Consider the following 23,791-nt stretch of genomic DNA (forward strand, 5'->3'; position numbering starts at 1 on the left):
CCTTCAGTCGGCGATCACGCCGCTCAGGCGCAGCGTGGCGATGACCGCGTCGGCGGCCGCGTCGAGGGAGAGCTGGGGCGTGGTCAGCCGCAGCTCGGGGTTCTCCGGCGCCTCGTAGGGCGAGTCGATGCCGGTGAAGTTCTTCAGCTCGCCGCGGCGCGCCTTCTTGTAGAGGCCCTTGACGTCGCGCTGCTCGGCGACCTCGAGCGGCGTGTCGACGAAGATCTCGATGAACTCGTCCTCGCCCATCAGGCTGCGCGCCATGCGCCGCTCGGACTCGAACGGGGAGATGAAGGCGGTGAGCACGATCAGGCCGGCATCGACCATCAGCTTCGCGACCTCGGCCACGCGGCGGATGTTCTCGACGCGGTCGGCGTCGGTGAAGCCGAGGTCCTTGTTCAGCCCGTGGCGCACGTTGTCACCGTCGAGCAGGTAAGTGTGGTGGCCCAGCGCGTGCAGCTTCTTCTCGACCAGGTTGGCGATCGAGGACTTGCCCGCACCCGACAGGCCGGTGAACCAGAGCACGCAGCTCTTCTGGTGCTTCTGGGTTGCGCGCGCCACCTTGTCGACATCGACATGCTGTAGGTGGATGTTGTGCGCACGGCGCAGCGCGAAGTGCAGCAGGCCGGCACCAACGGTGTTGTTGGACAGCCGGTCGACGAGGATGAAGCCGCCGGTGTCGCGGTTGTCGCGGTAGGCATCGAAGGCGATCGGACGGTCGAGGCTGATGTTGCACACGCCGATCGCGTTCAGTTCCAGCTTCTTGGCCGCGACGTGCTCGAGCGTGTTCACGTTCACCTGGTACTTGATGTCGGTGATCGTGGCCGCGACCGTCTTGGCGCCGATCTTGAGCAGGTAGGGGCGGCCGGGCAGCATCGGCTCGTCGTGCATCCACACCAGCGTGGTCTCGAACTGGTCGGCCACCTCGGCGGGCGCTTCCACCGTGGAGATCACGTCGCCACGCGAGATGTCGATCTCGTCGGCCAGCGTCAGCGTCACCGACTGGCCGGAGACGGCCTGCGCCAGGTCGCCGCCGTGGGTGACGATGCGCGCCACCGTGCTCTCGCGCCCGGAGGGCTGCACGCGGATGCGGTCGCCCGGGCGGATCACGCCGCTCGCCACCTGGCCGGCGAAGCCGCGGAAATCCAGGTTGGGGCGGTTGACCCATTGCACCGGGAGGCGGAAGGGCGCGCGCTGCATGCGTGCGTCGTCGATCTCGACCGTCTCCAGGTAAGCCATCAGCGTGCTGCCGTGGTACCAGGGCATCGCATTGCTGGGCTCGATGATGTTGTCGCCCCTGAAGGCCGACAGCGGGATGAAGCTCACGTCCTCGAGCCCGATCTGCGCGGCAAAGGCGGCGTAGTCCTCGCGGATGTCGCGGAAGACCTTCTCCGAGTAGTCGACCAGGTCCATCTTGTTGATCGCCACCACGATGTGGCGGATGCCCAGCAGCGACACCAGGTAGCTGTGGCGCCGGGTCTGCGTGAGGATGCCCCTGCGCGCATCGACCATCAGGATCGCCACGTCCGCGGTCGACGCGCCGGTGACCATGTTGCGGGTGTACTGCTCGTGGCCCGGGGTGTCGGCGACGATGAACTTGCGCTTGTCGGTGGAGAAGAAGCGGTAGGCCACGTCGATCGTGATGCCCTGCTCGCGCTCGGCGGCCAGGCCGTCGACCAGCAGCGCGAAGTCGATCGCGTCGCCCTGGGTGCCGAACTTCTTCGAGTCGGCCTCGACCGCGGCGAGCTGGTCCTCGAACAGCATCTTCGATTCGTAGAGCAGGCGCCCGATCAGGGTGCTCTTGCCATCATCCACGCTGCCGCAGGTGATGAAGCGCAGCAGGCTCTTGTGTTCGTGTGCCTGCAGGTACTGCTTGATGTCGGTGGCGATGAGGTCGGAAACGTGTGCCATCAGAAATACCCCTCTTGTTTCTTCTTTTCCATGGAAGCGGCGGAATCGTGGTCGATCACCCGGCCCTGGCGCTCGGACGTCCGGGTGAGGAGCATTTCCTGGATGATCGCCGGCAGGGTGTCGGCTTCGGACTCCACCGCGCCGGTCAACGGGTAGCAGCCCAGGGTGCGGAAGCGCACATTCTTCATCATCGGCACCTCGCCGGGCTTGAGCGGCATGCGGTGGTCATCGACCATGATCAGCGTGCCGTCGCGCTCGACGACCGGCCGCTCGGCGGCGTAGTAGAGCGGCACGATCGGGATGTTCTCCAGGTAGATGTACTGCCAGATGTCGAGCTCGGTCCAGTTCGACAGCGGGAACACGCGGATCGACTCGCCCTTGTGCTTTCTGGCGTTGTAGAGCTTCCACAGCTCGGGACGCTGGTTCTTCGGGTCCCAGCGGTGCTGGGCGGTGCGGAAGGAGAACACGCGCTCCTTGGCGCGCGACTTCTCCTCGTCGCGGCGCGCGCCGCCGAAGGCGACGTCGAAGCCGTACTGGTCGAGCGCCTGCTTGAGGCCCTCGGTCTTCATGATGTCGGTGTGGATCGCCGAGCCGTGGGTGAAGGGGTTGATGTCCTTCTCGACGCCCTCGGGGTTGATGTGCACCAGCAGGTCCATGCCCGTCTCCTGCGCCATGCGGGTGCGGAAGCGGTACATCTCCTGGAATTTCCAGCGCGTGTCGACGTGCAGCAGCGGAAAGGGCGGCACCGCCGGATAGAAGGCCTTCATCGCCAGGTGCAGCATCACCGCGCTGTCCTTGCCGATCGAATACAGCATGACCGGGTTGTCGGCCTCGGCGACGACTTCGCGCAGGATATGGATGCTTTCGGCTTCGAGCCGTTGCAGGTGGGTGAGTGTCATGGATTCTCCAGCTTGTTGCGGGATCTAGGGCCGAGGGGGGCCGGCCGCGCCGCCGGGGCGGCGCGGTTCGGTACTGCGTGGAGCGTGGGGGTTCAGGCGGTCGCGTGCAGCCTATGCACCTGGCGCGGGCGTTGGGGTGGCCCGACCGCGGCCCCATCGGCCGCAGGCGGCACCGCCTCGTAGAGCGTGCTGCGCTGTCGCAGCGGACGTTCGCAGCGCGCCGCGATCGCGCGCAGGTCGGCGGTCTCCATCAACTGGCCGTTGGCGCCGCCCGCCGCGCGCGTGATCGATTCGTACATCAGCGTGCCGCCGAGGTCGTTGGCACCGGCCTGCAGGCAGAGCGCCGCGCCTTCGGCGCCCATCTTGACCCACGAGGTCTGGATGTTCGCGATCAGCGGATGCAGCACCAGGCGGGCGACCGCGTGCATCAGCACCGATTCGCGCAGCGTCGGGCCGGAACGTGCGCGGCCCTTGTGCCACAGCGGCGACTCCATATGCACGAAGGACAGCGGCACGAACTCGGTGAAGCCGCCGGTCTTGGCCTGCAGGCGGCGGATGGCGAGCAGGTGGCGCGCCCAGTGCCGCGGCGCATCCACATGGCCGAACATGATGGTCGCGGTGCTGCGGATGCCGACCGCGTGCGCGGCCGCCATCACCTCGAGCCATTGCGCGGTGTCGAGCTTGTCCGGGCAGATGATGGCGCGCACCTCGTCGTCGAGGATCTCCGCCGCCGTGCCCGGCAGCGTGCGCAGGCCGGCGTCGCGCAGGCGGCGCAGGTAGTCGCGCAGCGACAGGCCGAGGGTGGCGGCGCCGTGCCGGATCTCCAGCGGCGAGAAGGCATGGATGTGAATATCGGGCGTCGCGCGCTTCACCGCCGCCAGCAGCTCGAGGTAGGTGTCGCCGGTGTAGTGCGGGTGGATGCCGCCCTGCATGCACACTTCGGTGGCGCCGCGTGCCCAGGCTTCGAGCGCACGGGCGGCAACCTGCTCGGCTTCGAGCCGGTAGGCCGGGCCGCGCAGCGTGGAAGCGGCGTGGCTCTTGGCAAAGGCGCAGAAGCCGCAGCGGTGCTGGCAGATGTTGGTGTAGTTGATGTTGCAGTTGCGCACGTGGGTGACTGCCTCGCCCACGGTGTCGCGGCGCAGGCGGTCGGCGGCCGCCATCACCGCGTGCAGGTCCGCGCCGTGCGCATCGAAGAGGCGCACGATCTCGTCCTCGGCCAGCTCGCGGCCCGCCAGGGCCTTGTCGAGCAGCGCGCGGATGGCCTGCGATGGCGCCGTGGCGCCCGCTTGCGGTGCGAAGGCGCGCAGCGCGGCGGGCGAGGGGGCCTGGCCGGTGCCGGCGATCCAGTCGTCGGCGCGGGCGAAGCCGCTGGCGTCGGCGCGGCGCAGCAGGGCGGTGCACATCGCCGTGTCGGTCCACCGCGCAGCCTCGCGCACGAAGGACGGGATCAGCGGCAGGCGCGGGCGCAGGTGGCGGCCGTGCGCTGCGGTCTCGGCGGCGAGCGCGTCGATCTGCGGCCAGGCTGCTTCCGGGTTCACGTGGTCTAGGGTGACCGGCGAGATGCCGCCCCAGTCATTGACGCCGGCGCGCAGCAGCGGGCCGAGCTCGCCGGGTCTCAGGTTGGGCGGCGCCTGGATCGACATGCGGGCGCCGAAGATCAGGCGCGCCATCGCGATCGTCCAGGTGTGATCGTCCAGGCCGGGCTCGTCCGCACCTGCCATCACGGTCCCTGGCTTGGCGCGGAAGTTCTGCACGATGATCTCCTGCAGGTGCCCGTGCGCCGCGTTCAGGTCGCGCAGCGCGAGCAGGGAGTCCACGCGTTCGCGCCGCGTCTCGCCGATGCCGATGAGGATGCCGGTGGTCATCGGCACCGCCTGTTCGCCGGCGAGGCGCAAGGTGTCGAGGCGGACCTCGGGATGCTTGTCCACGCACTTCCAGTGCGGGCCGCCGCGTTCGCACAGGCGGGTGGAGGACGACTCCAGCATGATGCCCATCGACGCCGACGGCGGGCGCAGCAGGGCGATCTCCTCGGCGCTCATGGTGCCGGGGTTCACATGCGGCAGCAGCCCGGTCTCGCGATGCACCAGTGCGGCCATCTCCGCCAGGTATTCGACGGTCGAGCCGTGGCCGAGCGCGGCGAGGGCGTCGCGTGCCGCCTGGTAACGCGACTCCGGACGCTCGCCGAGAGTGAACAAGGCCTCGTGGCAGCCTGCCGCCGCCCCGGCGCGGGCGATGGCCAGCACTTCGTCGGCGCTCAGGTAGGCGCTCGGCACCGACTTCGGCGTGGTGGCGAAGGTGCAGTAGCCGCAGGTATTGCGGCACAGCCGGGTGAGCGGGATGAAGACCTTGCGCGAATAGCCCACGTTCGATCCGTGCCCGGCCAGCGTCAGGGTCTCGGCGGTCTGCAGCAACTCGGCGTGCGTCGCGTGCTCGGCCAGCAGGTGGATGTCTTCCGCCGACAGCGTGTGTCCTGCCAGCGCGCGGTCGAGAAGGCTCAGAGTGAGGTCGTGCATGGCGTCGGACTCCAGCGGGAGGATGTGAACGGGGCTGCGGCGGCCGGCCACAGGCAGGCGAGGTCGGCAGGGGTGTCGATGTCGATGGCGAGGCCGTTGAGCGCGGGCAGGGCGGGCGTGATCCGGCGCAGGCGGGCTTCGGCCAGATGGCGCGACAGGCTGTTGGTGCCGAACCGGAAGGGGAAGTCCAGCCCGTCCGCGACGAACAGCGCGTTGGTGCCGGTGCCGTGGCGGTCTGCCGCCAGCGCCATGCCCTGGTGGCGGCCGGCGCGCACGAACTGGTCGATCTCGCTCGCCCGCAGCAGCGGCAGGTCGGCGTGGATGACCAGCAGCGAACTCGCACCGTGGTCGAGCAGTCTGTCGGCGGCCGCGCTCAGCGCCGGATTCAGGCCCTCGCCGGGGTCGGGCAGGGCGAGGACGCCGGCAGGGATCCGCTCGGGTTCGCTGCTGACCACGGCGATGCGATCGATCTCCTGCGCCGCGGACAGGGCCGACAACACGGTATCGAGCATCGTCTGCACCAGCCCGGCCCGGGCGGCTTCATCCAGCATGCCGGACAGCCGCGTCTTGCCGAGGCGGCGCGCCTTGAGCGGAACCAGGGCCCAGCAGCTCATGGCCGTGCTCCCGGCGATCCGGCCGTGGCAGTGCGCGTGACACGCTGCGAAGCGGGGGCGGTGTAGTGGGCTGCGAGAGGTTCGAGGTGTCGTGTCTGCATGGTCTGGGTGCTGTCCTTGGCAAAATTGAAACATCTCAGATACGACGCCGGCTACTCGCTTTGAGCCCCTGGGCGATTGCTGGGCGCGAAATAAAACTATCTATAAAACAGTGTGTTGCGACTTGCCTTGCGATGCGTTCCGGCTGAATGTGAAAAAGCTCGGTTTTTGCGCTGCGGGACCGCATCAGGGGTAAAGGGGAAACAGGTAGGGGACGACCATCAGCGCCACGGTGCTGTAGGCCAGCGTGATGGGCAGGCCCAGGCGCACGAAGTCCATGGCGCGGTAGTGCCCGGTGGAGAACACCATCAGGTGCGTCTGGTAGCCGAAAGGAACGAGGAAGCCGGCGCTCGCGCCGTAGCAGACGATCATCATGAAGGGCGTCGGATCGGCGTCGAAGGCTCGTGCGGCCGCCAGTGCGATTGGAAAGCCGAGCGCGGCGGCAGCGTTGTTGGTGAGCACCTCGGTCAGGAGCAACGTGATCAGGTAGGCCCCGATGAAGGCGCCCCAGACGCCATGGCCGGCGGACACCGCGCTCATTGCCTGCACGATCAGCCCGGCGGCGCCCGAATCCTCCATGACCCGCGCAATGCTCAGCGCCGATCCGATGATCAGCACGAGTTCGAAGGGAAAACGCCGACGCATCTCCGCCACCTCCAGCAGGCCGGACGCGATGAACAGCCCGGTCAGCATCAGCAGCCCCGGCAGCAGCGGCAGGCGCTCGAGTGCTGCCAGCGCGATCACGGCGAAGAAGCCGGCAAAGGCCAGGAGGCTTTGACGCGGACTCAAACGGGGCCTGACGGGGGCGCCGCTGACGATGACGAAGTTGCGGTCGAGGTTGCGGTGCTGGCCGAAGTCCGCCCCGGTGGCAAGCAGAAGGCAGTCGCCGGCGTGCAGGACGATCCGCCCCAGCTGACCCGAGAGCTGCTGGTTGCCACGGCGGATGCCGACCACCCCCGCGTCGAACATGGTGCGGAAATCCAGATCGCGCAGGGTGCGCCCGTCGAGCTCCGATTCGCCGGTGATCACGACCTCGACGAGATTCGAGTGCAGCAGCGCGCCACTCTGATGGCCGAAAAGTTGCAGACCGGGAAAGCGTTGGAGCGTCGATACCTTTGCGATCTCGCCGGTGAAGATCAGGCGGTCGTCCGCCTGTAGGATCTCGCTCGGACTCGCGGGTGATATGAGGTGAGCGTTGCGAACGATCTCGACCAGGTACAGGCCATCGAGCTGGCGCAGCCGGTTCTGTTCGATCGTGCGTCCGACCAGCGGCGCGCCCGGCATCACTCGTGCTTCGAGGAAGTAGCGCTGGGCTTGCTCCTCGGAGCCGCCCTGATGAAGGGGAAGATGGCGGCTGCCGATGGCGAGCACGATCAGGCACACGACCGCGATCGGCACACCGGCCCAGGCGAGGTCGAACATTCCCATCGGGGGCAGCCCGGCCTCGACGGCAAAGGCGTTAACGACGAGGTTGGTCGACGTGCCGATCAAGGTGGTGATGCCACCCAGTATCGCGGCGTACGACAGCGGCAGCAGGACGCGGGAGGGCGGGAGATGGCGTTGCCGGGCCAGGGTGCCGAGCAGCGCGGCGACGATCGCGGTGTTGTTGATGAAGGCCGACGCGATCGCGGTGAAGCCGGTGAGCCGCAACACGGCCAGCGTCGGACGTCCGCGCAGGAGGCGCGCCGGCAAGGCGTCGAGCAGCGGCGCGCGCTCCAGGACCAGCGAGACCATCAGCAACAGCGCCAGCGTGACGACCCCCGGATTCACATAGCTGGCGAGAAAGCTCCTTTCGTCCGTCCCGATCAGCAGGTGATACCCGACCGCCCAGCTGACGAACAGGCTCGCGGGCTTGAAGCGGCCGCTCAACAGCAGTGCGAGCAGGACGGCGAGGGAAGCGAGGACGAGATAGGCCGTCATCGCTTGCCTGCAACCGGGGTCGAGCCCGCAGGGGCTGCAAGGTGGGTGAGGTGTGGTGTCTGCATGGTCCTGGCGCTGTCCTTGCCAGGATTGGAACACCTCGTATACGCGGACGGCTACTCGCTTCGGGACACTTCGAGAGCGCTCGAAAAATGCGCTAAGGCATTTAAAAACAGGCGTTTGCGATTGACCTCAGGATGCATTCCGGCTGAATGTGAAAAAGCTCGGTTTCTTGGGCCGCGCGTCGGCATCGATGTGCAGATGGACGACGCGCGCCTGGGTCAGGGCCTGCGGGGCAGGGCAGCTGCGAAGGCCAGGGTCTCTTGCGCGACGCGGATGCGGTCGGCGGGCGTCAGCATCAGCGTGTCGGTCACATGCACCGGCACGCCGATCCGCTCGCGCAGGTGCGCATCGCGCGCATCGAGCACGAAGCCGTCGAGCAGGTCGCCGTAGTGGCGGACGATCTCGTCCGCGCTCACCGGCACGCCGAGCTCGCTCATGATCTTCGCCGTCGGCCCTTTCACCGCGGCGCCACCCACCAGCGGTGAGACCGCGACGATCGGTACGCCGCGCGCCCGCAGCAGCGCACGCAGCCCCGGCACGGCGAGGATGGGAGCGATGCTCAGGTAGGGGTTGGACGGGCAGATCAGGATGGCGCCCAGCGCCTCGTCGGCGAGCGCCGCTTCGAGCGCGGCGCAGGGTCGCGTGTCGGGCGCGAACACGAACTCGACTGCGCGCGTCACCGGCCGGCATTGCTGGCGGACGAAATAGTCCTGGAAGTCGAACGTGCCTTCGTCCGTCCGCACCCGGGTGCGCAGCGGCTTGTCGGACATCGGCACGATGTCGGCGGCGATGCCGAAGCGACGCGCGAAGTCGGCGACGATGGCCGACAGCGGTTCGCCGGCGGCCAGCCGGCGGGTGCGCTCGACATGGGTGGCGAGGTCGCCATCGCCGAGCCGGAACCAGGTCTCGCCGCCGAGGCGGGCGAGCGCATCCATGAAGGTCCAGGTCTCGTCGCGCCGGCCCCAACCGGTCTCGGGGTTGGCGAGGTCGGCCAGCGTGTACAGCGCGGTGTCGATGTCGGGCGAGATGTGCAGGCCGAGGTGGGTGAAGTCGTCGCCGGTATTGACCACCACGGTGAGCCGGCCACGGCCGGCCGCGTGCAGCAGTCCGTCTGCGAGCTTGGCGCCACCGACGCCGCCACTCAGGGCAAGGGTGTTGGTCGGGCTCATTGGAACAGGTCCGTCTCGATCGGGCGCACCAGCGCCCGGCAATCCGTCTCGGGCGCGGCCGGCATGAAGCCACTGGCGATCACCACCGGCATGCCCTCGTCGCCTTCGCCCATTACCACCGCGGCGCCGGCGGCCACCGCATCGGCAAAGGCGGTCTGGGTGATCTGCAGCGTGCGGCCGTGGCGGTCGGTGTCGCCGCGGCGGTCGATCAGCGCGGGAATGCCGGCCGAACCCAGCGCCACATTCACCACGCCGTTGCGCCACGGGCGGCCGAAGCTGTCGCTGACGATCACGCCCACCGCCTGCCCGGTGGCCAGGCGCAAGGTCTCGCGCAGCGCGGCGGCCGAGGCATCTGGGTCGAGCGGCAGCAGCAGGGCGCGCTCGCGGTCGGCCTCGCCGGGGACGTTGGACATGTCGATGCCGGCGTTGGCCATCACGTAGCCCAGGCGGTGACGCACGATCAGCACGCCCGGCACCGCGCGCAGCACGCGCGTCGATTCCGACAGGGTCAGCTCGACCAGGCGCGCGTCCTTGCCGGTGATGCGGGCGAGCTCCTGCGCCTTGTCGGAAGGGACGACCTCATCGAGCCAGGCGAAGCGGCCTTCCGACTTCGACACGATCTTCTGCGCCAACACGACGATGCTGTCGTGGCCCAGCGCGCTGCCGTTCTCCGCCAGCGCCGCCACGATCAGCGGCGCCAGTGCGTCGCCAGGCCGGACCTCGGGGATGCCGGAAAGCGCTTCGAAACAGAGCCGGCGTCCCATGGCCGGATCCTCAGGCGTCGGCATTCATGTCGAGCGCGCCGGTGATGCACAGCCCGGCGCCGTCGACACGATAGGTCTTGTTGAGAAAGATCAGCACCGAGGTCATCGCCTCGGCCGCGGCGGAGTTGGCCAGGGCGCCGCCGTGCAGGCCGCGCAGGCCGGCGGCATCGGCGAGGGCGACCACCTGGGCGCGATCGGCCTTGTCGTCGCCGAACACCAGCACGTCGCAGGCAATCTCCTCGTCGGTCGCGAGCTTGTGGGCGGCCACGTTGTGAAAGGCGGAGACCACGCGCACCGCTTCGCCCAGCGTCTGCTGCGCGCGCAGCGCGGCGCAGCCCTCGGGCGGCAGTTGCACGCGCATCACCTTGGGCGGGATCAGCGGCACCGTGGTATCCACCACCAGCTTGCCGGCCGCCGCCGCGCGGATCTCCTCCAGCGTCGCGACCTGCGACGCGAAGGGAACGCTGACCACGATCAGGTCGGCGCGGGCGGCAACTTCTGCGTTGAGTCCCGAATCGACCGCGGCACCGGTCTCCGCCGCCAGCGCGGCGGCCGCTTCGCGCGCCTTGTCGGCGTCGCGCGAGCCGATCGCCACGCGCAGCCCCGCCTTCGCCCAGCGACGGGCGAGGGCGGCCCCGAGCTTGCCGGTGCCGCCGATGACGGCGATTGTTCTTGTCTTGTCGATGACCATCTGAATGTCTCCATGGGGGGGCGTGAGGCCCGCCGCTGCGGGCATGTGCGGTACTGGCCACGCTACGGGTTTCGATGGCGGGTGGGCATCGTCCGATCGGACGACGCAGCAGCGCGAACCGGAATCATGACATCACCCATGGCGCTCGCCAGCACGCTTGCTGGCGCGCGTGCCGCCGCCTGGAAGCCTTCCGAGAGTCGGACCGTGCGCGAGGGCGCGATCCTGGCTTGCAGAAAGGGCGTGAGCGACTAAGATAGTAACTGCTTACTTACTTTGTGAGATTGCCATGCCCGCCAAGCATCTTCCGGCCGAGGCCCGTCGAGAGGTCACCGTGGAAGCCGTGGTGGCCCTGGCTGCCGAACAGAACCCGAGCGAGATCACCACGGCAGCCATTGCCAGCCACATGAAGCTGACGCAAGGCGCCTTGTTCCGTCACTTCCCGACCAAGGACGCGATCTGGGAGGCGGTCATGGACTGGGTCGCCGATCGGCTGCTCGCCCGCGTCGACCATGCGGCCAGCGCGGGCGCTTCACCGATTGCAGCCTTGCAGGCGATCTTCGAGGCGCATGTGGATTTCGTCATCGAACACCCCGGTGTTCCCCGCATGCTGTTCGGCGAGCTCCAGCGCGCGGAGGCGACGCCGGCCAAACGAGCCGCCCAGGCCTTGCTCGGGCGCTACGGGCAGCGCATCCGGACCCATCTCGAGGCCGGCAAGGCGGCGGGCGAGGTCGCGCTTGAATGCGACGTCGACGCGGCCGCAACGCTCTTTGTCGGCACCATCCAGGGCCTGGTGATGCAGTCCCTGATCGCAGGCGACATGGGGCTGATGCGGGCGAGCGCGCCACGGGTGTTCGCCATCTATCTCGCCGGCATCCGGAGCTCGCCATGCGGGCGCTGAAGCTGCATGGGCGCAGCATCGCCCTGATCGCGATCATCGTGCCGCTGCTGGCCGTGTTCGCGTATGTCGCGATGCGCTCCGGGCCGCTGGCTCCGGTCAAGGTGACGGTGGTGCGCGTGCAGGAGGGCACGGTGTCGCCCACCCTGTTCGGCATCGGCACGGTGGAGGCGCGCCACACCTATCGCATCGGTCCGACGCTGGCCGGACGGGTCAGCCGCGTCGAGGCGCAGGTGGGCGACCGGGTGAGCGCGGGCCAGGTGCTGGGCGAGATGGATGCGGTCGATCTGTCCGATCGCATCCGTGCGCAGGACGCGGCGCTCAAGCGCGCCCGTGCGGGTGTTCGCGAAGCCGAGGCACGCCAGGCCTTCGCGCAGGCGCAGTCGCGGCGCTACGACAAGCTCAGTGCGCTGCAGGCCGCGAGCGAGGAGGTCGCGATCACCCGCCGCCAGGAGCGCGAGATCGCCGAAGCCGGCCTCATCGCGGCGCGAGAGGAGCTTGCGCGCGTGCAATCGGAGCGCGCCGCCCTCGTGGCCCAGCTCGAGAACCTGAGACTCGTCGCGCCCGTCGATGGCGTGGTCACGCTGCGCGAGGCCGAGCCGGGCACCACGGTGGTCGCCGGGCAGGCGGTCGTGGAGCTGATCGATCCTTCCAGCCTCTGGATAAACCTGCGGCTGGATCAGGTCGGTGCAGGCGAGCTCGCACGCGACCTGGAGGCCGCCATCGTCCTGCGCTCGCGCAGCGAGGCGCCGCTGCCGGGGCGTGTGCTGCGGGTGGAGCCGAGGGCCGACGCCGTCACCGAGGAGCTTCTCGCCAAGGTCGTGTTCGACAGCAGGCCCGAGCCCATGCCGCCGCTTGGCGAACTTGCCGAGGTGACGGTCGCCTTGCCGCCGGCGCCGGCTGCCGTGGTGGTTCCCAACGCCGCCCTCAGGCGCGAGGCGGGCGAGGTGGGGGTGTGGCAGGTGAAGGAAGGACGCCTGCACTTCGCGCCGCTCAAGCTGGGTGCGGCGGACCTCGACGGACGGGTGCAGGTTCGCGCGGGACTGACGGCGGGTGAGGAGATCGTGCTCTACAGCGAGCGCGCCCTGAGCAGCGGCAGCCGCATCGATGTGGTTTCCACCCTCCCGGGAGCGCACAGGTGATCAGCCTCGCCGGCCGCGACATCCTGCATGGGTGGGGCAAGTTCGTCTTCACCGGGATGGGCCTGGGGCTGCTGATCGGCGTCACGCTGGTGATGGCGGGCGTGTACCGGGGCATGGTCGATGACGGCAAGGCGCTGCTCGACAACAGCGGCGCCGACCTCTGGGTGGTGCAGCGCGACACGCTCGGGCCTTATGCCGAATCCTCCAGCGTGCATGACGACGTCTACCGCGGCCTGCTCGGCGTGCGCGGCGTCGCGCGCGCGGCAAACGTCACCTACCTCACCATGCAGGTACGCAAGGGCACGCAGGACGTGCGCGCGATGGTGGTCGGCATCGCCGCCGGGCAGCCGGGACAGGTACCCGGCTGGCCGCCCTATCTGGTCGCGGGACGGCAGATCACGCGCGCTCATTACGAGGCGGTGGCCGACATCGCGGCCGGGTTCCGGATCGGCGACCGGCTCGGCATCCGGCGCAATCACTACACCGTCGTCGGCCTCACGAGACGGATGGTTTCGTCCTCCGGCGACCCGATGGTGTTCATTCCGCTCAAGGATGCGCAGGAGGCCCAGTTCCTGAAGGACAACGACGCCATCTGGCAGGGCCGGCGCCGCACCGAGGCCAACCCGGCGCTGAACCGTCCCGGCGTGCCGGGGCTGCTCGATGCGGTGCTGGCCTCGCAGAGCACGAACCCCTACGTCAATGCCGTGCTCGTGACCCTCGCGCCGGGCTACGCGCCGGACGAAGTGGCCGAATCCATCCGGCGCTGGCAGCGGCTGACGGTCTATACCCGCGCCCAGATGGAAGGCATCCTGGTCGGCAAGCTGATCGCCACCTCGGCGCGCCAGATCGGGATGTTTCTCGTCATCCTTGCAGTCGTGAGCGCAGCCATCGTCGCCTTCATCATCTACACGCTGACGATGGACAAGATCCGCGAGATCGCGGTGCTCAAGCTCATCGGCACGCGCAACCGCACGATCGCGGCGATGATCCTGCAGCAGGCGGTGGCGCTCGGGCTGATCGGCTTCGTGGTCGGCAAGATCACCGCCACCTTCTCGGCGCCGTTCTTTCCGAAGTACGTCCTGCTCGTGCCCGCCGACACGATTGCCGGCTTTGCGGCAGTCATGATCATCTGCGTGCTCGCCAGCCTGGTGTCGATCCGACTCGCGTTGCGTGTCGATCCCGCCGAAGCGATCGGGGGTTGAGATGAGCCTCCAGACAGGCCGCGGCATCCTCATCGAAGGGCTGACCAAGCGCTACGGGCATGGCGACACGGCGGTCGATGCCCTGAAGGGCGTGAACATGCGGGTCGCCCCCGGCGAGGTGGTCGGCCTGATCGGTCCGTCCGGCTCGGGCAAGAGCACGCTGCTGAAGTGCCTCGGTGCGGTCATCGACCCCAGCGCCGGACGCATGACGCTGGGTGAGGAGCTGATCTTCGACAAGGGCTGGAAGGTGCGCGACCTGCGCGCGCTGCGCCGGGACAGGATCGGCTTCGTGTTCCAGGCGCCGTATCTGATTCCCTTCCTGAACGTGACCGACAACGTCGCCTTGCTGCCGATGCTGGCTGGGGTCGCCAACGCCGCGGCGCGCGCCCAGGCGCTTGCGCTGCTGAACGCGCTCGACATCCGGCACCGCGCCGAGGCGATGCCTTCCCAGTTGTCGGGCGGCGAGCAGCAGCGGGTTGCGATCGCGCGCGGCCTGGTCAATCGACCGCCGGTGATCCTCGCCGACGAGCCCACGGCGCCCCTCGACAGCGCACGGGCGATGGCCGTTGTGCGCATCCTCAATGACATGGCGGCCCAGTTCCAGACCGCCATCATCGTCGTGACCCATGACGAGAAGATCATCCCGACCTTCAAGCGCATCTATCACATTCGCGACGGCGTGACGCACGAGGAGGCGGGCGAAGGCCGCAGTGTCGGCGCCTGATGCGGCTCAGCGCCCCGCGATTGCACAAAGGGCTTCGCGACCACGGAATGGTGAGGTCGGCGACGCGGCGGGCCGTCACGGCCTCCCGGCCTGCTTGATCGGCATCCGCAGGTGCCGGCTCAGATCCCCGATGAAGTCGAGCTGCCGGTAGTCGCGCTCGACGAAGCACCATTCGCCGTCGATGCGCGCGAAGCGGTCGTGGTAGCGGCCGCTCGCGATGATCTGCAGCGGGAGGTCGTCGGTGGCCTGCATCACCGTGAAGCATGAGCGGCTCGTGGCCGTGCCGGCGGCCTCGTCGATGTCGAGGATGGGGTTGGTGACCAGGTGGCGTGTACGCGGCGTGCCGCAGGGGTGGATCACCAGGATCTTGCGCCACAGGGCGAGCACGTCGTCGGCGTCGAGCGGCCCCGCTGCGCCGGTCTCGATGCGGGCGTGGCGAAAGAGGGCGGCGGCGTCCTCCAGGCGGCCTTCGTCGATTGCTTCCGCATAGCGGTAGAGGAGGTTGCAGATCGCGGTGGCGGAATGGTCCATCGTGCGCTCCGATTGGCGCCGCCCGCCGCGCGTGCGGCGGGACGGCGGATGAAAAAAACCGGGTGGCGGCAATGAGCGCCGCACACCCGGAGGAGGGAGGATCCGAAGCTGCGCGCAGGCGATCAGGCGCTGAGGCCGGCCAGCATGCCCGACTTGACCGCACCTTCGATGTAGCCGATCTGCGCGCCGTCGCCCACCGAGCTGACCGGCACGCCGGCCGCTTCGAGCGAGCGCGCCAGACTGTCGTCCGGGCGGGCACCGACGGCGAGCACGACCGAATCGGCCGCCAGGGTGTGCTGGACGCCCTCGGCGTCGGCATAGCGCACCGCCTTCTTGTCGATCGAGTCGATCTTCACCTTCGTGTGCAGCGCCACGCCGTGCTCGCGCAGGGTGTCGAGCACGCGCCAGCGGCGCACGATCGACAGCTCGCGGCCCAGGCTGGGGCCTTCTTCCAGCACCACGACCTCGCGGCCGCGGTCGACCAGGAACTCGGCGAGCTCGATGCCGACCAGGCCGCCGCCGATGATCGCGACCTTCTTGCCGAGCGGCATCCACACCCGCGACAGGTTCTGGATGGCGTCGGTGCTGTCGGTGACGCCGACCAGGCTGCCGGCCTTCATCAGCGTGCGCTGGGTGAATGACAGCTTGCGCTTGGCGATCTCCTCGGCGCGGTCGTCGGTCATCAGCCGGCGCAGCTCGTCGCCCGACCACACGTGGTCCATGTCGGCCCCCGGGATCGGTGGTGCATTGCGCTCGGCGCCGGTGGCCACGATCACCGCGGTGGCGCCGAGCTGGCGGATGAGCTCGGGGGTGGCGACGGTGTTGAGGCGCACGTCGATGTCGAGCTTCTTCATCTGTGTGGTCAGGTAGTCGAGCAGCCCGCCGTTCTCGGCGTAGGCCAGCGCAGCGAAGAACAGCGTGCCGCCCAGCCGGCTGCTGCGCTCGACCAGGGTGACCTTGTGGCCGCGCAGCGCAGCGGCGCGCGCGGCCTCCATGCCGGCAGGGCCGCCGCCGACGACCAGCACGTGGCCGGGCTTCTCCGCCGGCACGAGGCGGATCTCGGCCTCGTGGCCGGTCATCGGGTTCACCGCGCACTTGACGCGCTGGTTCACGAAGATCTGGCTGACACAGGCGTAGCAATAGATGCAGGGCCGGATGTCCTCGGGGCGGCCCTCGATCAGCTTCATGGGCAGTTCCGGGTCGGCGAGCATCTTGCGCGCCATGGCGACGAAGTCGCACTGGCCGGCGGCGATGGCGTTGTCCGCGACCTCGGGCTCGAGGCGGCCGACGGCGATCACCGGGATCTTCACCGCCTCCTTGATCTCGGCCGCCCACAGCAGGAAGCCGGCCTTCTGCTGCACCAGCGGCGCTTCGGTGAAGGCCACGCCGGTGCTGGTGTTGGCGTAGGCCGAGACGCTGACCGCGTCGCAGCCGGCATCGGCGGCCATGCGCGCGAAGACCTTCGCCTCTTCCAGCGTGATGCCGCCCTCGGTGCGCAGCTCATAGGCGTCCAGGCGCAGCCACACCGGGTAGTCGGCACCGACGCGCGCGCGCACGGCGGCGATCACCTCGCGCATGAAGCGGCCACGGTTCTCGATCGAGCCGCCGTAGTCGTCGTCGCGCCTGTTGTAGTAGCCCGACAGGAAGCCGGCAATGATGTAGTTGTGCGCGGCGTGGAGTTCGACGCCGTCGAAGCCGGCGCGCTGGGCGCGTTCGGCAGCCGCGGCGAACCATTCGATCATCTGCGCGATGTCGGCCTGCTCCATCACGCGGATCTTCACGCCGGCCTTCTCGCGGCCCTTCGACGAGCTGATGAAGGCGCCGAGCTCCTCCTGCGTGAGCGCGGCGAACATGTCGGTCTTCACCGCCGGCGGCATGGACGGCACCCACAGCTCGCGGCCCTCGGCGAGGTCGCGCACCGAGTTCTTGCCGGCGTGCTGCAGCTGGGCGGCGATCTTCGCGCCGTGCTTGTGGACGCGGTCGACGATGCCCTTCAGGCCGGGGATGAACTTGTCGTCCGAGAGGCCCACCTGGTAGGGCTCGGCGGTGCCGTGCGGATAGGCGATGGCGACCACGCCCATGGTCAGCAGGCCGGCGCCGCCCGCGGCGCGCGCTTCGTAATAGGCCTGGATGCGCTCGCCGCAGGTGCCGTCGGCTTCGGCGAAGTTCGACCCCATCGGCGCCATCACGATACGGTTGCGCACTTCCATCTTGCCGATGCGGCCGGGTTGCAGCAGGTTGTCGAAGGATCCCATGGCGTGGCTCACCCCTTGGTCAGAAAGTCGATGCAGCTGCGGTTGAAGAGGTCGCTGTGCTCGACCTGCACCCAATGCCCGCAGCGGTTGAGCAGGATCATGCGCGCGTCGGGCGCGTTCTCGATCACCTTCAGCGCGCCGGTATGGGGGTTGAACTTGTCGTCGGTGCCCCAGAACCCGAAGATCGGCGCCTTGATCTCGTGCAGGCGGGTGGTCATGTTCGGGACCATCATGGTCGAGAACAGGTTGGCCGGCTGCGAGGGGGCGATCGCGGAGCGCTCGTTGATGATGGTGTCGTCGAGCATCGAGGGATCGAACACCTGCAGGCTCATGACGTGGCGCATCTCGACCGGTCCCATCGGGCCCTTGGCGAAGGTCTCGACCATGCGCACGATGCCTTCCATCCTGAAGTAGGTCTCACGCTCCTCGACGCCGCCCGGCGCCATCAGGATCAGCCGCTCGACCGTGTCCGGATGGGCGAGCGCCTGGCCGAGCGCGATCGCGCCGCCGAGCGAGTTGCCGAGCAGGGTGCACTTCGTCACGCCGATCTTCTGCAGCAGGCCGTTCAGGCTGGCGACGAAGAAATCGAGGTTGTACTGCACGTCGGCGGGCTTGTCCGAGCGCCCGAAGCCGGGCAGGTCGAGCACGATGTTGCGGAAACCGGCCGCGGCGAAGGCCGGGTAGTTGCCCTTGAAGTTGCTGTAGCCGCTGGCGCCCGGGCCGCTGCCGTGCAGCCACACCACCACCGGCCCCTCGCCGATGTCGAGGTAGTGCAGGCGAAGGCCACTGTCGAGCTCGACGAAGCGGTCGAGGGGAATCGGCAGGTCGGGTGAATTCATCGGGTCATCTCCAGCGGTAGGTTTCGAATCGGTTGTTCAGGCGCTTGCCGCCGCGGCGGCCGCGGGCGGCACTGCATCGGCGCGCAGCTTGCGGCGATAGCTTCCGACGGCCGCCATCAGGCAGCCGGCGGCCGCCAGATACAGCAGCACCGAGGCGGCCAGTGCGTAGCGCAGGGCTTCCTGGCCGAGCTCCGGGTTGAAGACGTCGGAGAGCGTGCCGACGATGATCGGCCCCAGGCCGACGCCGAGAAGCGTCAACGACATCATGAAGATCGCCGTCGCCTGCGCCAGGCGGTTCGGCGGGAAGAGGTGGCTGATGGCGCCGAAGCAGGGCACCGACCACCAGATCGCGGTGAAGCTGAACCCGAGGTAGAACAGGAAGGCTTCCGGAATCGGCAGCGAGCCGATGTGGAAGGCGACGTCGGCCGGCCACAGATAGAAGGCGAGCCCGAGCGGAACGCTCACCACGCAGCCGATGACCGGAATCAGCAGTTGCCAGCCCGGATCGCGCGCGACCAGGCGGTCGGTGACGCTGCCGCATACCAGCGTGCCGATCGTGGAGCAGATTCCCCCGCCGAGTCCGACCAGCAGGCCGGCTTGCTGCATGGTCAGCCCGTGCGAGCGGATCAGAAAGCTCGGGTTCCAGGTGCCGATCGCATAGCCCATGACCGCCGCCAGCGTCCCGGCCGCGACGACGAGGAGGAAGGCCGGCGTGGCGAACACCTCGCGCAGCGTCGTGCGCCAGTCTTCCTTCGGCGCACCTGCCGCGGGCTGGGGGCGCACAGGCATCGCGGGGCTGCGCACGGTGAGCCACAGCAGCATGCCGAGCAGCACCCCAGGCGCGCCGATGACGACGAAGGCGGTGCGCCAGCCGTACTCCTGCGCGATCCAGCCGCCCAGACCAAGGCCGAGGACGGCGCCGAGGCTCGGCCCCATCAGGAACACCGCCAGCGCACGCGAGCGCTTCTCGGGCGGGTAGAGGTCGGAGACCATCGCGACCGACGGTGCGGTGCCGCCGGCTTCGCCCACCGCCACCCCGATGCGGAACAGCAGCAGCATCGCAAAGCTCGTCGCCACCCCGCACAGCATGGTCATCGCGCTCCAGGCGATGCAGGCGAGGGCGATCACCGGCTTGCGGCCGATGCGATCGGCGAGGCGGCCGAAGGGCAGGCCGAACAGGGTGTAGAAGATCGCGAACGCGACCCCGGACAGCAGGCCGATCTGGGTGTCGGAGATGCCGAACTCGAGCTTGATCGGCTCGATCAGGATCGAGATCAACAGACGGTCGATGTAGTTGAAGACGTAGATGATCGCCAGCATCGCGAGGGCATAGTGCGTATGCCAGGTGATGCGGTGCTGGGTGCCTTGGCTTGTGTTCACGACCTGTCTCCTGGGCGGTAATCCTGCATGCAGGCAGTGCTTCGCCACCTGCGAGTGCTGCGTATCGTGGGTTTGGCGGACGGTCCAGGCATCGTCCATTCAGACGAACCCGCACTTTGCCCCGACCGAGGGCGCCAACTGTTCCGCATTAGTCTTAGTGGACGATGTCCGTCCGACTCAGGCCGAGAAAACTGTGCCACACATGGTCGGAGCCCCGCATTCGAGGCGGTTCCGTCAGGACACGCACAAGGAGGCGACAGATGAGTCTTGCGGACAAGGTGGTTTTCGTGACCGGTGCCGGTCAGGGCATGGGGCGGTCGATCGTCGAGTACTTCGGCGCGCAGGGCTCGAAGGTGGTGGCGGCGGACATCAACGCCGACGCAGCGGGGGCAGCGGTCGCCGGGTTCGGTGCGAACGGCCTCGCGCTCGCCTGCAACGTCGCCGATCCGGCCTCGGTGAGCGCGGCCTTCGCCGCCGTCGCCGAGCGCTTCGGCCGCCTCGACGTGCTGATCAACAGCGCGGGCATCGGCTCGGTCGACGCCTTCCTCGACACCCCCGACGACAACTGGACGCGCGTCATCGGCGTGAACCTCACCGGCACCTTCCTGTGCTGCCGCGAGGGCGCGCGCCTGATGCAGAAGAGCGGCGCCAAGGGCGCCATCATCAACGTCTCCAGCACCGCCGCGATGTCGGGCGAGGGCCCGAGCCACTACTGCGCCTCCAAGGCCGGCGTGATGGGTCTCACGCGCAGCATCGCGCGCGAGCTCGCCGCCAGCGGCATCCGCGTGAACACCATCGTCCCGGGGCCGACCAACACCCCGATGATGGCCGGCATCCCCGACGAGTGGATGCAGTCGATGATCAAGGCCATCCCGCTCGGCCGCATGTGCGAGCCCGAGGAGATCGCGCGCGTCGCCGGCTTCCTCGCCAGCGACGACGCCAGCTTCATCACCGGGCAGAACATCGCCGTCAACGGCGGCATGGCCTTCATCTGAGCGGCGCCGGCATGACGACCTCCGCACCGCAGGCCGACCTGCTCGGCCGCATCGACCGTCTCGAGTCGACCGAGGCCATCCGCCAGCTGGTGGCCCGGTACGCGCTGTCGCTCGACATGCGCGACCTCGACGCCCATGTGAACCTGTTCGCGCCCGACATCCGCGTCGGCCGCGAGAAGGTGGGCCGCGCCCATCTCAAGGCCTGGGTCGACGACACCCTGCGCAACCAGTTCTCCGGCACCTCGCACCACCTCGGCCAGCACGTCATCGAGTTTACCGACCCCGACCATGCCGTCGGCGTCGTGTACTCGAAGAACGAGCACGAGACCGGCCCGGAATGGGTGATCATGCAGATGTTGTATTGGGACGATTACGAGAGAATCGACGGGCAGTGGTATTTCCGCCGCCGCCTGCCGTGCTACTGGTATGCGACCGACCTGAACAAGCCGCCGATCGGCGATCGCAAGATGCGCTGGCCGGGGCGCGAACCCTACGAGGGCAGCTTCCACGACCTGTTCCCGTCGTGGCGCGCGTTCTGGACCGAACGTCCGGCCAAGGACCAGCTGCCCGAAGTGGCGGAACCCGCCGCGCTGGACCGTTTCCTCGCCACGCTGCGCCGTGGCGCTCCCGATCCCCGCATCCGCGTGCGCTGACGCGCGCGGTCGCTCTCCGAACAGCAATGCTCGAACACAACATGGAGAAGGGCGCATGTCCGATTCTGCCGTCGTTATGAATCCGCCCGCGGCCCGCAGCAAGGTGGTCCCGCGCGAAGAAACCCAGGCCAAGCTCGACGCGCGCTCGCGCGCGGCCAATCTGATCAAGCCGGCCGACCGCTACACCGTGGCCGACCGCCTCGAGGAGCAGGCTGCGCGCTTCGGCGAGCGCGACTTCCTGATCTACGGCGGGCGCCGCTTCAGCTATGCCGAGGTGGATGCACGCGCCAACCAGGTCGCCCATGCGCTGCATGCGCGTGGCCTGCGCTGCGGCGACGTGTGCGCGCTGGCGATGGAGAACCGGCCCGAGTTCTTCTTCTACTGGTTCGGTCTGGCCAAGCTGGGCGTGGTGGTCGCGGTCATCAACACCCAGGTCAGCGGCCGTCCGCTCGCCCACGCGCTGGAGTCGACGCGTGCCCGCGCTGTCGTGCTCGGCGAGGAGTGCCTCGAAAACTTCGCGCTCACCCCCGAGCGCCCGGCGCAGCCGCTGTACCTGGTCGCCGACCCCGAGAAGCCCGCCGCTGCCGAGCATCGCGCGCTGGCGAGCGCCGACCTCAGTGCCGACCTCAGTGCCGAGGTCGAGGCCGCTGCGCGCAGCCCCTTCCCACGCGAGGGCCGTGCCGAGGTGCGCGCCGAGGAGACGATGCTGCTGATCTTCACCTCGGGCACCACCGGCCTGCCCAAGGCGGCACGCTACAGCCACATGCGCTGGATGTCCTCGGGCGACGTCATGCAGGTGACCCTCGAGGTGACGCCCGACGACGTCTTCTACTGCTGCCTGCCGCTGTACCACGGCGCGGCAGCGACCTCGGTGACCTCGACCGCGCTGAAGTCGGGCAGCAGCATCGTGGTGCGGCGCAAGTTCAGCACGCGCGAGTTCTGGACCGACGTGCGCGCCAACGGCATCACCATCTTCCAGTACATCGGCGAGATCTGCCGCTACCTGCTCAACGCGCCCGCCCAGGCCAACGACCGCGACCACAGCCTGCGTGCCATGCTCGGCGCCGGCCTCACCGCGGAGACCTGGACGCGCTGGCTCGAGCGCTTCGGCCCGATCCAGATCTTCGAGGGCTGGGGTTCGACCGAGGCCAACACGGCGGTGATCAACGTCGACAACCACGTCGGGTCCTGCGGTCGCATCCCCGACTGGAACAAGACCAACTTCCGCCTGGTGCGCTACGACGTCGAGACCGAATCGCATCCGCGCGACGAGAACGGGCACTACATCCTGTGCCAGCCGGGCGAGGTCGGCGAAGGCATCGCCTTCATCGTCAATCATCCCGAGATCGGCGGCGGGCGCTTCGAGGGCTACACCTCCGAAGAAGCCACCGAGAAGAAGATCCTGCGCAACGTCTTCACCGAAGGCGATGCGTACTGGAGTTCGGGCGACCTGCTGCGCTACGACGAGGATGGCTACTTCTACTTCGTCGACCGCATCGGCGACACCTTCCGCTGGAAGAGCGAGAACGTCTCCACCGCCGAGGTCGCCGATGCCTTGTCGGACTGCGCCGGCGTGGAGCTGATCAACATCTACGGGGTGAAGGTGCCCGGCCACGAGGGGCGTGCGGGCATGGCGGCCATCGTGATGCAGCCTGGCCACGCCTTCGATCCGAAGGCGTTCTACGCGCTCACCGAGGCCCGCCTGCCGCGCTATGCGGCGCCGCAGTTCGTGCGCGTATCGAGCGCCGCCGACCTCACCACCACCTACAAGCTGCGCAAGGTGGACCTGCAGCGGCAGGGCTACGACGACAAGGCCTTCGACGACCCGCTGTACGTGCGCGACGAGGCGGGCGCCACCTACGTGCCGTACTCGGCCGAGGCGCTCGCACGTGCGGGCTTGCCCCCGTTCGCCTGAGGCGGGCCGGCAAACGATCGATCGGCGCTCGTCGGAGCGCCGTTTTTTTTGATTTAGTCCATTCGGACGATGTCGCGCTTGCGCGCCTTCGACAATCTACACACCGTGCAGGAGGAGACACTTGGGCGGCAGTCGCAGCGAAGCGGCGTCGCATCACGTTCCTGCAGGCGGCGTGCAGCGCGCACGCAAAACTGTAGCGCACGGAGGAGAAGCACATGATTACCAAGGCCCTGTTGTGCGGGTGCGTGTTTGGATGCCTCGCGGCCTTTGCGGCAATGCTCGATCGTGGCCATGCCCGGGTGCTCGACTCCCTGGTCCAGATCCCGGCCTGCGGCGCCAGCGAGACCGAGTGCCATACCAAGGGTTCGCCCGCGAATGCCTCGACCGGTCGCTTCTTTGCGATGCTGGCGACGCACTGAAACATGCTCCGCGACCGCTGCTGCGGTCGCAACGAACGACGTGGCCCTGCCTTCGGAATCCGGAGGCAGGGCCATGTTGCATGGGGGCGCCCGATCCTGCGCCGGCAGCTGCGCACCATGACCTAGCAGCCTGTCGGACTTGAAGCGGGCGGACGGCGTACCGGCCGGCGGGTTTTCATGATGTGAAAAATAATCGGC

20 protein-coding genes are annotated in these 23,791 nt (G+C 68.6%); 8 read left to right on the forward strand and 12 right to left on the reverse strand.

From position 1 onward, the window contains the following. Window positions 1-3 precede the first annotated feature (3 nt). From cysN to npdG, 8 genes are all read right to left on the reverse strand, one after another. Window positions 4-1,911 (reverse strand): sulfate adenylyltransferase subunit CysN, encoded by a 1,908-nt coding sequence (gene cysN / locus ACMV5O_RS18775; RefSeq protein WP_416164882.1) that lies wholly within the window; start codon window positions 1,909-1,911, stop codon window positions 4-6. After that, on the reverse strand, window positions 1,911-2,810 hold the full coding sequence (gene cysD, locus ACMV5O_RS18780; protein ID WP_416164883.1) for a sulfate adenylyltransferase subunit CysD: 900 nt from the start codon (window positions 2,808-2,810) through the stop codon (window positions 1,911-1,913). The genes cysN and cysD overlap by 1 nt, the downstream gene beginning before the upstream one ends. Before the next feature lie 92 nt (window positions 2,811-2,902). Further along, on the reverse strand, window positions 2,903-5,323 hold the full coding sequence (cofH, locus tag ACMV5O_RS18785) for a 5-amino-6-(D-ribitylamino)uracil--L-tyrosine 4-hydroxyphenyl transferase CofH (RefSeq protein WP_416164884.1): 2,421 nt from the start codon (window positions 5,321-5,323) through the stop codon (window positions 2,903-2,905). Continuing rightward, a complete protein-coding gene (gene cofC / locus ACMV5O_RS18790; RefSeq protein WP_416164885.1) occupies window positions 5,305-5,937 on the reverse strand; it encodes a 2-phospho-L-lactate guanylyltransferase in 633 nt (210 codons plus the stop codon). The genes cofH and cofC overlap by 19 nt, the downstream gene beginning before the upstream one ends. A 285-nt stretch (window positions 5,938-6,222) precedes the next feature. Further along, window positions 6,223-7,956: an SLC13 family permease gene (locus tag ACMV5O_RS18795; RefSeq protein WP_416164886.1), complete on the reverse strand. Its 1,734-nt coding sequence runs from the start codon at window positions 7,954-7,956 to the stop codon at window positions 6,223-6,225. Window positions 7,957-8,237: 281 nt separating this feature from the next. Beyond that, the gene (gene cofD, locus ACMV5O_RS18800; RefSeq protein ID WP_416164887.1) at window positions 8,238-9,188 is read right to left on the reverse strand and encodes a 2-phospho-L-lactate transferase; all 951 of its coding nucleotides are present in this window, start codon (window positions 9,186-9,188) and stop codon (window positions 8,238-8,240) included. Beyond that, entirely contained in the window at window positions 9,185-9,952 is a 768-nt protein-coding gene (gene cofE, locus ACMV5O_RS18805; protein ID WP_416164888.1) for a coenzyme F420-0:L-glutamate ligase, read from the reverse strand. The genes cofD and cofE overlap by 4 nt, the downstream gene beginning before the upstream one ends. 10 nt (window positions 9,953-9,962) lie before the next feature. Next, window positions 9,963-10,643: an NADPH-dependent F420 reductase gene (gene npdG, locus ACMV5O_RS18810; RefSeq protein WP_416164889.1), complete on the reverse strand. Its 681-nt coding sequence runs from the start codon at window positions 10,641-10,643 to the stop codon at window positions 9,963-9,965. A 286-nt stretch (window positions 10,644-10,929) separates the two neighbouring features. Here npdG and ACMV5O_RS18815 point away from each other — a divergent pair, with 286 nt between their 5' ends. From ACMV5O_RS18815 to ACMV5O_RS18830, 4 genes are read left to right on the forward strand one after another with little or no spacing between them, the layout of a single operon-like run. Then, window positions 10,930-11,541, forward strand: a complete 612-nt coding sequence (locus ACMV5O_RS18815) for a TetR/AcrR family transcriptional regulator (protein ID WP_416164890.1) — start codon at window positions 10,930-10,932, stop codon at window positions 11,539-11,541. Further along, entirely contained in the window at window positions 11,529-12,680 is a 1,152-nt protein-coding gene (locus tag ACMV5O_RS18820) for an efflux RND transporter periplasmic adaptor subunit (protein ID WP_416164891.1), read from the forward strand. Before ACMV5O_RS18815 ends, ACMV5O_RS18820 begins: the two co-directional genes overlap by 13 nt. Beyond that, window positions 12,677-13,882 (forward strand): ABC transporter permease, encoded by a 1,206-nt coding sequence (locus ACMV5O_RS18825; RefSeq protein ID WP_416164892.1) that lies wholly within the window; start codon window positions 12,677-12,679, stop codon window positions 13,880-13,882. Before ACMV5O_RS18820 ends, ACMV5O_RS18825 begins: the two co-directional genes overlap by 4 nt. Before the next feature lies 1 nt (window position 13,883). After that, entirely contained in the window at window positions 13,884-14,606 is a 723-nt protein-coding gene (locus ACMV5O_RS18830; RefSeq protein WP_416164893.1) for an ABC transporter ATP-binding protein, read from the forward strand. A gap of 75 nt (window positions 14,607-14,681) precedes the next feature. Here the strand turns inward: ACMV5O_RS18830 and ACMV5O_RS18835 are convergent, their stop codons facing one another. From ACMV5O_RS18835 to ACMV5O_RS18850, 4 genes are all read right to left on the reverse strand, one after another. Then, window positions 14,682-15,137 carry a nuclear transport factor 2 family protein gene (locus tag ACMV5O_RS18835; protein ID WP_416164894.1) on the reverse strand — a complete coding sequence of 152 codons (456 nt, stop codon included), beginning with the start codon at window positions 15,135-15,137 and terminating at the stop codon, window positions 14,682-14,684. Between the two features lie 122 nt (window positions 15,138-15,259). Next, a complete protein-coding gene (locus ACMV5O_RS18840; RefSeq protein ID WP_416164895.1) occupies window positions 15,260-17,392 on the reverse strand; it encodes an FAD-dependent oxidoreductase in 2,133 nt (710 codons plus the stop codon). Between the two features lie 8 nt (window positions 17,393-17,400). Next, window positions 17,401-18,231 carry an alpha/beta fold hydrolase gene (locus tag ACMV5O_RS18845; RefSeq protein WP_416164896.1) on the reverse strand — a complete coding sequence of 277 codons (831 nt, stop codon included), beginning with the start codon at window positions 18,229-18,231 and terminating at the stop codon, window positions 17,401-17,403. Between the two features lie 36 nt (window positions 18,232-18,267). After that, on the reverse strand, window positions 18,268-19,611 hold the full coding sequence (locus ACMV5O_RS18850; RefSeq protein WP_416164897.1) for a spinster family MFS transporter: 1,344 nt from the start codon (window positions 19,609-19,611) through the stop codon (window positions 18,268-18,270). Between the two features lie 260 nt (window positions 19,612-19,871). Between ACMV5O_RS18850 and ACMV5O_RS18855 the strand changes: the two genes are divergently transcribed. From ACMV5O_RS18855 to ACMV5O_RS18870, 4 genes are all read left to right on the forward strand, one after another. Next, window positions 19,872-20,606, forward strand: a complete 735-nt coding sequence (locus ACMV5O_RS18855; protein ID WP_416164898.1) for an SDR family NAD(P)-dependent oxidoreductase — start codon at window positions 19,872-19,874, stop codon at window positions 20,604-20,606. Between the two features lie 11 nt (window positions 20,607-20,617). Continuing rightward, window positions 20,618-21,259, forward strand: a complete 642-nt coding sequence (locus ACMV5O_RS18860; RefSeq protein WP_416164899.1) for a nuclear transport factor 2 family protein — start codon at window positions 20,618-20,620, stop codon at window positions 21,257-21,259. A gap of 55 nt (window positions 21,260-21,314) precedes the next feature. After that, on the forward strand, window positions 21,315-23,174 hold the full coding sequence (locus ACMV5O_RS18865) for a long-chain-acyl-CoA synthetase (RefSeq protein ID WP_416164900.1): 1,860 nt from the start codon (window positions 21,315-21,317) through the stop codon (window positions 23,172-23,174). Window positions 23,175-23,389: 215 nt separating this feature from the next. Next, window positions 23,390-23,593 (forward strand): hypothetical protein, encoded by a 204-nt coding sequence (locus ACMV5O_RS18870; protein WP_416164901.1) that lies wholly within the window; start codon window positions 23,390-23,392, stop codon window positions 23,591-23,593. Window positions 23,594-23,791: the final 198 nt, after the last annotated feature.

It is taken from the genome of Thauera sp. WH-1, assembly GCF_047806685.1.
In the GTDB taxonomy this organism is placed as follows: Bacteria; Pseudomonadota; Gammaproteobacteria; order Burkholderiales; family Rhodocyclaceae; genus Thauera.

Bases quoted from the DNA above. Each gene is read 5' to 3' on its own strand.
- cysN (WP_416164882.1), bottom strand. From the start codon at position 1,911: ATGGCACACGTTTCCGACCTCATCGCCACCGACATCAAGCAGTACCTG.
- cysD (WP_416164883.1), bottom strand. From the start codon at position 2,810: ATGACACTCACCCACCTGCAACGGCTCGAAGCCGAAAGCATCCATATC.
- cofH (WP_416164884.1), bottom strand. From the start codon at position 5,323: ATGCACGACCTCACTCTGAGCCTTCTCGACCGCGCGCTGGCAGGACAC.
- cofC (WP_416164885.1), bottom strand. From the start codon at position 5,937: ATGAGCTGCTGGGCCCTGGTTCCGCTCAAGGCGCGCCGCCTCGGCAAG.
- ACMV5O_RS18795 (WP_416164886.1), bottom strand. From the start codon at position 7,956: ATGACGGCCTATCTCGTCCTCGCTTCCCTCGCCGTCCTGCTCGCACTG.
- cofD (WP_416164887.1), bottom strand. From the start codon at position 9,188: ATGAGCCCGACCAACACCCTTGCCCTGAGTGGCGGCGTCGGTGGCGCC.
- cofE (WP_416164888.1), bottom strand. From the start codon at position 9,952: ATGGGACGCCGGCTCTGTTTCGAAGCGCTTTCCGGCATCCCCGAGGTC.
- npdG (WP_416164889.1), bottom strand. From the start codon at position 10,643: ATGGTCATCGACAAGACAAGAACAATCGCCGTCATCGGCGGCACCGGC.
- ACMV5O_RS18815 (WP_416164890.1), top strand. From the start codon at position 10,930: ATGCCCGCCAAGCATCTTCCGGCCGAGGCCCGTCGAGAGGTCACCGTG.
- ACMV5O_RS18820 (WP_416164891.1), top strand. From the start codon at position 11,529: ATGCGGGCGCTGAAGCTGCATGGGCGCAGCATCGCCCTGATCGCGATC.
- ACMV5O_RS18830 (WP_416164893.1), top strand. From the start codon at position 13,884: ATGAGCCTCCAGACAGGCCGCGGCATCCTCATCGAAGGGCTGACCAAG.
- ACMV5O_RS18835 (WP_416164894.1), bottom strand. From the start codon at position 15,137: ATGGACCATTCCGCCACCGCGATCTGCAACCTCCTCTACCGCTATGCG.
- ACMV5O_RS18840 (WP_416164895.1), bottom strand. From the start codon at position 17,392: ATGGGATCCTTCGACAACCTGCTGCAACCCGGCCGCATCGGCAAGATG.
- ACMV5O_RS18845 (WP_416164896.1), bottom strand. From the start codon at position 18,231: ATGAATTCACCCGACCTGCCGATTCCCCTCGACCGCTTCGTCGAGCTC.
- ACMV5O_RS18855 (WP_416164898.1), top strand. From the start codon at position 19,872: ATGAGTCTTGCGGACAAGGTGGTTTTCGTGACCGGTGCCGGTCAGGGC.
- ACMV5O_RS18860 (WP_416164899.1), top strand. From the start codon at position 20,618: ATGACGACCTCCGCACCGCAGGCCGACCTGCTCGGCCGCATCGACCGT.
- ACMV5O_RS18865 (WP_416164900.1), top strand. From the start codon at position 21,315: ATGTCCGATTCTGCCGTCGTTATGAATCCGCCCGCGGCCCGCAGCAAG.
- ACMV5O_RS18870 (WP_416164901.1), top strand. From the start codon at position 23,390: ATGATTACCAAGGCCCTGTTGTGCGGGTGCGTGTTTGGATGCCTCGCG.